The organism is Occallatibacter gabretensis, from assembly GCF_001449115.1.
GTDB classification, from domain to species: domain Bacteria; phylum Acidobacteriota; class Terriglobia; order Terriglobales; family Acidobacteriaceae; genus Telmatobacter; species Telmatobacter gabretensis.
The window spans coordinates 109,856-120,510 of the sequence record NZ_LAIJ01000002.1; the positions used below are offsets into that span (position 1 = coordinate 109,856).

At 59.9% G+C, this 10,655-nt stretch carries 8 protein-coding genes; 6 read left to right on the plus strand and 2 right to left on the minus strand.

Features of this window, described 5'->3' with window-relative positions; genetic code table 11:
- The first annotated feature begins 43 nt into the window (after positions 1 to 43).
- The 5 genes from VO84_RS02275 to VO84_RS02295 all read left to right on the plus strand — a co-directional run bounded on the left by VO84_RS02275 (position 44) and on the right by VO84_RS02295 (position 7,006).
- The gene (locus VO84_RS02275; RefSeq protein ID WP_058185671.1) at positions 44 to 1,054 is read left to right on the plus strand and encodes an SDR family oxidoreductase; all 1,011 of its coding nucleotides are present in this window, start codon (positions 44 to 46) and stop codon (positions 1,052 to 1,054) included.
- A 66-nt stretch (positions 1,055 to 1,120) separates the two neighbouring features.
- The gene (locus tag VO84_RS02280; protein ID WP_157439684.1) at positions 1,121 to 3,634 is read left to right on the plus strand and encodes a polysaccharide biosynthesis/export family protein; all 2,514 of its coding nucleotides are present in this window, start codon (positions 1,121 to 1,123) and stop codon (positions 3,632 to 3,634) included.
- Positions 3,635 to 3,636: 2 nt separating this feature from the next.
- Positions 3,637 to 4,848 (plus strand): O-antigen ligase family protein, encoded by a 1,212-nt coding sequence (locus tag VO84_RS02285; RefSeq protein WP_058185673.1) that lies wholly within the window; start codon positions 3,637 to 3,639, stop codon positions 4,846 to 4,848.
- Positions 4,845 to 6,227: a murein biosynthesis integral membrane protein MurJ gene (gene murJ / locus VO84_RS02290; protein ID WP_058185674.1), complete on the plus strand. Its 1,383-nt coding sequence runs from the start codon at positions 4,845 to 4,847 to the stop codon at positions 6,225 to 6,227. Before VO84_RS02285 ends, murJ begins: the two co-directional genes overlap by 4 nt.
- 2 nt (positions 6,228 to 6,229) lie before the next feature.
- The gene (locus tag VO84_RS02295) at positions 6,230 to 7,006 is read left to right on the plus strand and encodes a DUF2334 domain-containing protein (RefSeq protein WP_058185675.1); all 777 of its coding nucleotides are present in this window, start codon (positions 6,230 to 6,232) and stop codon (positions 7,004 to 7,006) included.
- Here the strand turns inward: VO84_RS02295 and VO84_RS02300 are convergent.
- Both VO84_RS02300 and VO84_RS02305 read right to left on the minus strand, forming a co-directional pair.
- Positions 6,945 to 8,165, minus strand: a complete 1,221-nt coding sequence (locus VO84_RS02300; protein ID WP_058185676.1) for a glycosyltransferase — start codon at positions 8,163 to 8,165, stop codon at positions 6,945 to 6,947. The two genes, VO84_RS02295 and VO84_RS02300, sit on opposite strands and share 62 nt — an antisense overlap.
- Positions 8,162 to 9,289 (minus strand): glycosyltransferase, encoded by a 1,128-nt coding sequence (locus VO84_RS02305; protein WP_058185677.1) that lies wholly within the window; start codon positions 9,287 to 9,289, stop codon positions 8,162 to 8,164. The genes VO84_RS02300 and VO84_RS02305 overlap by 4 nt, the downstream gene beginning before the upstream one ends.
- Positions 9,290 to 9,434: 145 nt before the next feature.
- On the opposite strand from VO84_RS02305, the gene VO84_RS02310 reads away from it, so the two are divergent.
- Positions 9,435 to 10,655, plus strand: coding sequence for a glycosyltransferase (locus VO84_RS02310; RefSeq protein ID WP_058185678.1), 1,221 nt, complete (start codon positions 9,435 to 9,437; stop codon positions 10,653 to 10,655).

Below are 10,655 nucleotides of genomic sequence, written 5' to 3' on the forward strand. Positions count from 1 at the left end.
AGTGCAGCATTGTTTCATTACCCCGAGGAGGGGATTGACTGTCTTGGCGCGCTTTCTTGTGACGGGGGCGGCCGGCTTTATTGGCCGATCGATTGTGGCGGAGTTATTGCGGCGCGGCGAAACAGTGCGCGGCATCGATAATTTTTTAACCGGAAAACGGGAAAACCTGGTCGGCCTGGAGGGAATGGAGTTCCTTGAGGGTGACCTTACGGATCCGTTTGTCTGTATGCGGGCCTGCGCAGGCGTGGAGATTGCGTTTCATGAGGCAGCGCTGGCCTCAGTTCCGCGATCAGTTGAGGACCCGGTAGGCACAAACCGGAATTGCGTGGATGTCACAGTGAATCTGCTGGAGGCAGCGCGCGGGGCGCGGGTGCGGCGGGTAGTCTATGCAGGGTCTTCTTCTGCATATGGAGACACGCCCACGCTGCCCAAGCACGAAGCAATGCCAGAGCATCCACTTTCTCCCTATGGCGTGGCAAAGTTGGCGGGCGAGCATTACGTGCGATCTTTCACGCGTGTGTATGGCCTGGAGACAGTGGTGCTGCGGTACTTCAATGTCTTTGGGCCTTACCAGGATCCGGCCTCGTATTACTCCGGCGTGCTGGCGGTGTTTTGCCGCAAAATGCTGGCGGGCGAGCAGCCGACGATCTTCGGCGATGGCGAGCAGAGCCGCGATTTTACCTACATTGACAATGTGGTGCATGCCAATCTTCTGGCTGCTGAAGCGCCGGCTGAACGCGTCTCCGGGCAGGTGCTGAATACTGCCACGGGGATCCGGAATACGTTGAATGACACCTTTCGCATTTTGCGTGAATTGACGGGCTACATCGGCGATCCGGAGTACACCCAGGCGCGCGCTGGCGACATCCGCGACTCACAGGCCGATATTAGCCGCGCCGCGGAACTGATGGGCTATGTACCGTTGGTGGATTTTCGCGAAGGGTTGCGGCGGACGGTGGAGTGGTATCGCGAGACCGAGATTGCGGAAGGCATTTTCAAGCTGCACGGGCAAAGGGCGCGGCGGGTCACGAGTGTGGTGCCGGCGCTGGCTTGAGATGCGGGCTGGATAGCAGTGAATCGCTGTTTTTAGCTACAGAGTTTAGGAACCGAGGATTTGGGATTGCCTGAGACCGCACAGCCACAAGGCGCTTCGCAACCGGCAGCCAGCCGCGCGGGCCATTCGATGTCCCTGCGCGCGGCGGTGGGAACGGTTAAGGCGCGCAGGCGGTTCGTACTGAGTGTGGTGGGCGGGCTGCTGCTGCTATGCCTGCTGTATTGCCTGATTGTGCCAAACCAATACGAGGCGAAGGCCCGCGTGGCGCTCCGCGTGGATGGCGGCGAAGTGATGAATACCGGCACGAGAGGACAACCGCCGGCCACTTCCGCCCTGATGGGACAGGCCGAAGTGGAGACGCTGGCGCAGGTTTTTCGCAGTGACCAGCTTGCGTGGCGCGTGATTCTGGAGCGCAAGCTCTACGCGGAGCCCGCATTGAACGGATGGTTTGACCGAAAATTTCCGCATTTCAATCCAGCCGCACCGGATCCTGATGCGCAGGCGTATCTGCTGGAACGTTTTCAGCGCAGGCTGCATGTGGGCACGGTTCCACGCACGCTGCTGGTGGAGATCCGCTTCCGCACGCACAGCGCGGTGGTTTCTTCGGATGTGGTGAATGCGCTGATTCGCACATTTGTGCAGCAGCAGTCGGACTCTCGCCGGGCCGACACCGGGCAGGCCGTAGTATGGCTGGAAACGCAGCTTGCGGAGCTGAAGGCGAAGGCCGATGACCAGGATCGCAAAATTGCGGAGTTTGAAAAGAAGAACGGGATTCTGATTGCACCGGAAGATCCGGGCAAAGAGCAGTCCGGGCAACATCTCTCTGCCATGACGCAGGTAGATGAGTTGTCAAAGGAACTCGTAACGGCGACCTCCGAGCGGATTTTGCGTGAAGCGGAATACAGGGCCGCAATGCAGGGCGATCCGGAACTGGCGCTGGCTTCCGATCCACATCTTGAAAATGAAAACAGTAATCTCTCGGCTTCCATCTTTCGGCAGATTCGCGCGCGCCGCATCGACCTGCAGCAGGAGATGGCGCAATTGAGCCTGGAGCACGGGCCGAATTACAGCAGAGTGGCGGAGATTCGCCAGCAGCTTGCAGACCTGGACAAACAGTTGCAGGCCGAGAACACAAAGCTGCGCGAGAGCCTGCGCGGCGCATGGCAGACGGCTATCGATCGCGAGCAGATGGTGAAGCGGAGCCTTGAAGTCCAGACCGGGCAGGGGTTTTCTGCCGTCGCCGCAATGGCGCAGTACGAGGTCATGCGCCACGAGGCAGACGCCACGCGCGACCTCTACATCAGCACAGAGCAGAAGGTGCGGCAGGCGGGCCTGGAGGCAGGCGCGCATCCGGCGGATATATGGGTAGTGGATCCGGCGCGTCCGCCGGCCAAGCCCGCGGCGCCAAATCTTCCGCTGTATATGGCCATCACGCTCTTTGTTGCGCTGTGGCTGGCGTTTGGAGGCGCATTCCTGATGGAGTCCTGGAAATCGTCTGGTGCGGCGCGCCTAGTTGCGCTGCTGCTTATATGCATGGCCGGTCTTGCGGCGCGAGCGCAAGCGCCGACGTACACCACCTCCGGGCTGCCGCAGGGAGTGACGAAGATGTCTCAGAGTTCCGACACAAGGATTACGCCGAACCCGCAGGAAGCGCCTCCAGTATGGAATGGCACCGGCACGAATACAGGCCCGGCTCCAACACAGGGAGGAATGGGCGCGGCTCCTGTGCCGGGGAAGCTCGGGCCGGGCGATCTGCTTGAAGTGAGCGAGTTTCATAGTCCTGAATTTCATTCCACGGTGCGCGTCTCTCAGGCGGGCACCGTGACGCTGCCGATGATTGGCGAGATCAAGGTCGGAAGTCTCGCCGAGGCGGATGCTTCGAAGGCAATTGCCGCTGCGTTGATGGAAAAAGGAATGTTGTTGCATCCGCAGGTCTTCATCCTGGTCACGCAGTATGCCGCGCAGGATGTGAGCGTGCTGGGAGAGGTTACGCATCCGGGTGTGTATCCGTACACGGCGCATCACAGGCTGCTGGATCTGATTGCGGCTGCATCTGGAGTGAGCCAGGCGGCCGGAAGCGTTGTGTCTATCTACAAGCGAGACACACCTGATACAACGCAGTTAGTGGCTCTGAGCGCGCAGATAGAAGATAAGAACGCCGCACAAGCGGCGGAGCGCAATCCTGAGCTCGAACCGGGCGACACAATTCAGGTAAGCCGTGCGCAGCTTGTATATGTGGTGGGCGATGTAATCCGTCCGGGTGGTTTTACGGTTGATCCCGCACAACAGTTGACGGTGCTGCAGGCGCTTACCCTGGCATGGGGACCGTCCCAGAATGCATCGGCACAGAAGGCGCTGCTGATTCGCGAGCAGTCCGGCGGAGGACGCACAGTTACGGAACTGAACCTGAAGCGCATGCTGCGCGGACAGGACCCGGATCAGCCGATACATGAGCGCGACATTTTGTACGTTCCGGATTCAATGGCGAAGAATATCTTGAACCGGTCGCTCGAATCCCTGGTGCAGTCGGCTGTCGGAGTCAGCATTTATGCGGGTCTTGTGTACTCGCAGAGGTTCTAGGCATGCGTAGTGCGGCATGGGCGTTGATGGTGATCTTCACCTTTGCAGTTCCATGGGAGTACTCACTGGACTTCGGTGAGCCCGTCGGCAATGTGGCGCGCGTCGCCGGAGTGCTGCTGCTCTTCTTCATGATTCCCGCCGCGCTGCAGGCAGGACGCCTGCGTACGCCGAAAGCACTGCAATGGCTGGTAATGGCCCTATTTCTCTGGTGGAGCTGTTCGGCGATGTGGAGCATCGATACGGATGCCACGCTGGATCGGCTTCGCGGTGCATTCCAGGTGATGATGTCGGTCTGGCTTCTGTGGGAGCTGGTGGAGAAGCCCGAAGATCTGCGCATTCTGTTGCGCGCTTACGTTGCCGGAGCATGCGTTCTGGCAGCGCTGACGCTGGCAAACTTCGCATCACCCGACACAGCGGATCAGGCGCGCTTTGTGGCTGAGGGACAGGATCCCAATGATGTGGCGCGCTTTCTCGATCTTGGTCTCCCGATTGCCGCGCTTCTCCTGAACTCGGAGCGCCGCTGGTGGGCAAGACTGCTTGCGCTGGGTTATCTTCCGCTGGGATTTCTGTGCGTGCTGCTCACCGGCTCGCGTGAGGGACTGCTGGCGGGCTTGCTGGCATTGGCGGGCGGCGCTGTGGTGCTCTTCCGGCGCAGGCCGGAGCGACTGGGTCCGGCGCTATTTTGCGTGCCGCTGCTCATTGCATTGATCTGGGCCGTGGTGCCGGAAGCCACTTTGGATCGGCTGGCCACGATTCCCGAACAGATGCAGGGCGGAGACCTGAATCAGCGGCTCAATATCTGGACAGCAGGATGGCAGGCGTTTGTGCGCAGGCCGCTCTTCGGATCAGGTGCGGGAACCTTCGTTGCAGCTGCGGGTCTCGCGCCCATCGATACAGCGCACAATACGCTGTTGTCGCTTGTGGTCGAGGGTGGCATCGTAGAGCTGACCATTTGTGCAACCATCGTGGCGGCTTGTGTAGGGAGCGTGCGGCGCATGGCGGGTACATTGCGCATCGGCATGGGGACAGCGCTTGCCGTCTGGTGCCTTACGCTGCTTGCAGCCACCGTCGAGCAGAACCGCACCACGTGGGTTCTCCTTGGGCTAATCGCATGCGCTGGACGCCTTGCCGTTGAGGCACCGGATGAAACCGCCCGCTGCTTTTCTACAGGGAGCGAATTGCACTCCGCGCATGCGCTGGCGGAACCGGCATGAGCAACACGATCGTTGCTGCGCAGCATGAGCGCAGCACATTCCGCCGTGTGTTTCATGCGGCAACCACGGTTGCACTCTTCAGCATAGCGGTGAAGCTGGCGGCAACAGCCAAGGAGTTTGTGCTGGCCGGTGTCTATGGCCGCTCGGATGCGATGGATGCGTATCTCGCTGCCGCGTTAATTCCCAATCTGCTGATCAATCTCTTTGCAGAATCGATGAACCAGGCGCTGATTCCTACGCTTGTCCGCGTGCGACTACAGCAAGGCGCGGCACAGGCGCAGAAGCTGCTGGCTCATAGCATGATGCGGCTGGTTTTACTGCTGACAAGCGCATCCGTTGCGATGGCGGTACTGGCTCCTGTGGCGTTTCCGTTGATAGCGTCGAACTTTGCCGCGCCGAAGCTGGAATTTTCGATCCATATCTTCTGGGCGCTGTTGCCCGTGGTTCTGCTGGCGGGCGTTGCCAGCAATTGCACGGCGGTTCTTAATACGATGGATCGCTTTGCCATTCCAGCGTTAGCCCCAACGCTGATGCCGCTGGGCATTATTGCATCCGCGCTGCTCTTCGGGCAGCAATACGGCGTCTGGGCAGTAGTCTGCGGAAACCTGCTGGGAGTCGCAGCCTACGCCGCGCTCATGGCATGGATGATGAACGGGCACGGCTACCGGTTTGCGCTGAGCTGGGGCGGGGAATCGCAGGCCGCACGCGAGGTGGCTCGGCAATATGGACCGGTGTTGCTCAGTTCCGTGGTGGCGTCAGGTGGCCTTCTCGCGGATCAGGCAATGGCCGCAATGCTTCCTCCAGGCAGCGTCTCCGCGCTCGTCTATGCGGGACGCTTTACCTCCGTGGTGGTAACGCTTCTGGCCGGCGCGCTGGCATCGGCTCTCACGCCGCATTTCTCCGTTCTGGTTGCCAATGCGGACTGGAGCGGTTGCCGCAGGTCTCTGCGTCACTGGGCTGGCATTACCGCACTGGTTTCCGTGCCCATTGCGATTGTGCTGATTGCCGGCGCGCCGTCTCTGGTGCGACTCACGCTCCAGCATGGTGTATTTACAGCGCGTGACACGGCTGTTGTGACTCCTGTGATGGTCATGTACGCCGTGCAGATTCCATTCTTCGCCGTAAGTCGCGTCTATTACCGGTTTGTGCTTGCCATGCGCAGAACCGATCTGATTCTCTATTGCGGCATCATCAACCTGGTACTCGACATTGTGCTGAACCTCGTGCTGATGCGTTGGATGGGACTCGCCGGCATTGCTCTGGCCACATCGTTGTGGACGGCTTCGACGCTTGCATTCCTGTGGTACTGGTCGTATCGGCTGCTTAAACAGCGCTTGCATGTTACTGCACCGACAAGAAAGGACGGCAGGGATAGTTGAGCATGACAAGGATTCCGCAACCCGCTCAATACCTGCTTCGCGTTGACGATCTCTGTCCCACGGTGCATGAACGTCGCTGGCAGCGGCTGGCCGCCATCATTCGCGAATTCGGCATCCGTCCCATTCTTGCCGTGGTACCTGACAATCAGGATTCCGAGCTACGCAACTCGCCGCCTGATCCCGCCTTCTGGGCGCAGATGCGTGCGATGCAAGTGGCGGGAGCGGCCATTGCAATTCATGGTTACCGGCACCAATGCGTGCAACAGGGCAAAAGCATCCTTCCATTTCACAGCCATACGGAGTTCTCCGGTCGGCCCGTGGAAGAACAGCGCGCAATGCTGCGCGCGGGGTTGGAAATGCTGCGGACCAAGGGATTGAATCCGCGACTGTGGGTCGCGCCCCGCCACGGTTTTGACTCGAACACTCTGGCAGCTCTGCGCGAAGAAGGCATCGGCTATTTGTCGGACGGGATTGCGCTCCGTCCATTTCTCCGTGGTGGCGTGGTGTGGATTCCACAGCAGATATGGTCGCCCGTCGAACGCAAGAGAGGACTATGGACCATCTGCCTGCACCCTGGCACCACAACGCGTCCTGTGGCAGAGGAGCTGCGCGCCTTTCTCAGCCGCAACGCCGCGCGTTTCACCTCATTTGACCGCGTAGTGAAGGACTACGAGGCCCACGAGATGCGTACCGATGAACGAATCTATGAGGCCGCTGTTATTGGGCGTCTGCAGCTACGCCGTTCGGTGAAGAAGCTGGTTCGCCAATGGCAGGCGTAAAGACGGCCAAGCCATTGCGCACAGTAGGACGAGACCAGCGTGTTGCAACTGGATGCTCGTCGAGCAGCCTTGCGTAAAGATCTTCCCAATGGTCTAGCACCGAATGGATGCTGTACCGCGCAAGGATGCTCTGCCGTGCAGCGTTGCCCATTGCTAGCCGCTCGCTTGCGCCCATAGCCATCAGGCGGCGCATGGCTTCATTCAGCTCATTCTGGTCTCCCGCGGGTACAAGAAGGCCTGTGTGTCCGTCGAGAACGATCTCTGTTGCCCCTGCAACCGCAGTCGAGACGCACGGCAGGCCGCAGGCTCCGGCCTCAAGCAGACTCATGGGCAGACCTTCCCAGTGTGAGGAGAGCACAAAACCATCCGCGGCCTGCATCCAGCGCAGCAGATTAGATTGGTGACCGGGAAAGCGCACAGAGCTTTCAACCCCCAGGCTGCGAGCCTGCGCCCAGAGTGATTCAGCTTGCGAGCCACTCCCCGCAATCACCAATCGCGCATGTTGTGGCAGTGCCGCCATGGCTTTGAGAAGCGCGGGGAAGTTCTTGACCGTTTCCAGCCGTCCGGCTGCAAGCCACAGGAATTCATCGCGCAAGCCAAGTTCGGCACGGAGTTCGGCACGCACAGTGGCATCAGGCTTCCACATTTCACTGTTGATGCCGTTAGGCTGGATCTCCAGCCGCTTAGCGCTGACCATACGTGCTGAGGTCCAGGCTTGCGCCGCCCCCTCGCTTACCGCGGTGACCTGGTCCGTGAGCCAGTTACTGAGCCGGTAGCCAAGCTTGCGCCCTCGTGTGCCGGTTCCCGCAGTATGGATCGTATCGACGACCACGCGCACCGGTGCTGCAAGTCGCGACCAACGCGCGAGCCACGCAGCATGGGGCAGGTGCGCGTGCAGAATCTCCGGGCGTGCCTGCTTCAGCCATGCATTCAGACGTATCCATCCCTGCGGATCGGCCAGGCCCTTCCGCATATGCAGGCTTAAAAATTCCACTCCCGCGGTGTGCAGTTCTCCGCAGGCCTCTCCGCATGTGCCGGAGAGCGCCACTATGGTGACGCGCCAGCCGCGCGCAGCAAGACCCGTGGCAAGCAGAACAACCTGCCGCTCAGCTCCGCCATTACGGTTCAATGTGGGAAGAAGAAATGCAATGTGCTTCATGCGTGTGTGCCTGCCAGAACTTCGTTGATCAGGCTCTCGAACCGTGGAATAGCGTTTTCCATGCGGTAGTCCTGAAGCCAGAGATGTGAAAAGCGCTCGCCCGGCGCGATGGATTCGAGCGCGAAGATGAGTGATTCTACAATTGCCTGAGTTGAAATCTCACGAGTGATCCATGCGCCCGGCTGGCCAGTCAGAAGCTCTGCAATGCCGCCCAGCGCAGGCGTAGTCACAATGGGCAGCCCAGCCGCCGCAGCTTCGAGCAGCGCGTTGGAGATGCCCTCATGACGCGAGGACATGATAAAGGCCGTTGCACCCGCAAACCACGCCTGCGGATTCGTCACATAGCCCGCGAAATGAACGTGTTCTTCGATGCCAAGCTCACGGCTCATTGTCTTTAGAGCGGCATCCTCCGGTCCCTGGCCGAGAATCGCCAGCTCCGCCGTGGGATAGGAGCGCAGCACCTGTTGAAACGCAGGAAGGAGCATGTCGAAACCCTTCTGATGCGTTAGCCGTCCCATCGCAAGAAACCGCGGTCCGGAGTCGCGCCAGAGATTTTCGCAGACGGGAGCAAAAGATTTGCCTCCCTCGGGTGCTGAATTCGGAAGAACCGGATTTGGCAAGACTCGTAGATTTTCTGCTGTTCCAATCAAGACACGCATCTCTTTCGCCATTGCCTCACTCTGGCACACCACCTTATCGGCTCGCGGATAGAGTGCGCGATACAACCTACGGGTGAAGTCGCCCGTGCCCGTTTCCGCCGAGGTCATCTGGTTCTGCCGGATGATGCACCGCGTACGGCGCGGAAAAAATGGACGCAGAAGCAGCACCAGAAAATTCACGTGAAACATGTTCGAGAAGATCAGGTCCGGCTTCAGCCGCCACACCAATCGAAGAAGCGGCCACATGGCAGAGCGAACGCGGGTTGCGCCCAACGCATGGACCATCACGTTCGGCGGCAGCTTCTCAACGCCGTCAATCGCCTGCGCAGCAAGCCCCGTCACCAGCCCGAGATGCACGCGGAAGCGGCCCTCCGGCAGGCCGCAGACGAGATTGGCCGTAACCCGTTCTGCTCCCCCTCCTCCAAGATGAGGAATCAGGAAAAGCACAGTTCTGTGAATTGTCATGATATGCTACGAACAAAATACACCACAGTAATAAGAAGTTGGAAGCTGCAGTAACTTTTCGGGGCAAAATTTTGCCTCTGTTGTTCTGAACTTGCCTTTTCATCCCCGCCTGCTTGTTGGTTTATTTCTGGGCCAATGAGGGCAAATGGAAAATTCCGGTGGGAATGAGGCAGCATCTCTCAATCGTCAGCCACTTATAGTTCTCGGTGTTACGCATCCACAGTCATGCCTGTTGCTCTCCGGGCGCGTGCGCGGACTGCTCCAGGCGGGTTTTCGCGTCCGTGTTATCTCCAGCCCGGGCCGCATGTTGGACCGCTTTGCAGCAGTAGAGGGAATTGAAACAGACGCCGTTACAATGCGGCGTGGTATCTCCCCGCTCCTCGACCTGGTTGCTCTTCTCCGCCTCTGGTGGCTGCTTGCTCGGTTGCGGCCGGATCTCACAGAATTCAGCACGCCGAAGGCCGGCCTGCTGGGCAATCTGGCAGCCCTGTTGGCGGGTGTTCCGGCAAGAATCTATTTTCTGCGCGGCCTCAAACTGGAAACCTCAATCGGACTACGGCGGCGCATTCTGCTGGCCGCTGAGCGGCTGGCGGCGTGGAGCGCGCATCATGTTCTCTGCAACAGTCCCAGCCTGCAAGCCAAAGCAGCAGGTATACATCTTGCGCCGGAGGAAAAATTTCGGCGTGTTGGAGACGGAAGCAGCAATGGCGTTGACACCCGGCGGTTTGCGCCGGGGCCCTGCACGCTGCGGGAGAAAGTGAAAATAGCTCCCGACGCGCCTGTGATCGGGTTCGTCGGCCGGCTTACGCGCGACAAAGGCATTCCAGAGCTGGTAGAGGCCTTTGAAAGCGTGCTGCAGTCGCAGCCGCATGCGCGCCTGTTGCTGGTAGGCTGGTTTGACGCCTCGGAAGACGCACTCGCCCCCGAGATGCGGCGGGCAATTGAAAGCCATCCAGCCATTGTCTGTACGGGATTTGTGCCGGATCCTGCGCCGTGGTATCGCGCCATGGACATGATGGTTCTGCCCACCCGGCGCGAGGGCTTTCCAAATGCTGCGCTCGAAGCAGCTTCTTCCGGATTGCCGGTGATTACCACGCTGGCTACCGGCGCGCGCGATGCTGTAATTCCAGAGGTGACCGGATTGCTGGTTCCACCCGGCTATCCGGAGGCAATTTGCGAAGCGATACTTCAGCTGCTTGGCAGTGAGCCGCGTCGGCGCACAATGGGAGTTGCCGCGCGGCGATGGGCGATTGACCGATTCTCTGAAGAGCGAGTGATGAGCTTGACGGCGGCGCTTTATCGCGAATTGATGAGCGCCGATGCCGGGGGCGCGCCCAGTGAGGCCGCGCTTGCAGAGATGGAGTAG

Bases quoted from the DNA above. Each gene is read 5' to 3' on its own strand.
- VO84_RS02300 (WP_058185676.1), bottom strand. From the start codon at position 8,165: ATGAAGCACATTGCATTTCTTCTTCCCACATTGAACCGTAATGGCGGA.
- VO84_RS02285 (WP_058185673.1), top strand. From the start codon at position 3,637: ATGCGTAGTGCGGCATGGGCGTTGATGGTGATCTTCACCTTTGCAGTT.
- VO84_RS02305 (WP_058185677.1), bottom strand. From the start codon at position 9,289: ATGACAATTCACAGAACTGTGCTTTTCCTGATTCCTCATCTTGGAGGA.
- murJ (WP_058185674.1), top strand. From the start codon at position 4,845: ATGAGCAACACGATCGTTGCTGCGCAGCATGAGCGCAGCACATTCCGC.
- VO84_RS02295 (WP_058185675.1), top strand. From the start codon at position 6,230: ATGACAAGGATTCCGCAACCCGCTCAATACCTGCTTCGCGTTGACGAT.
- VO84_RS02310 (WP_058185678.1), top strand. From the start codon at position 9,435: ATGGAAAATTCCGGTGGGAATGAGGCAGCATCTCTCAATCGTCAGCCA.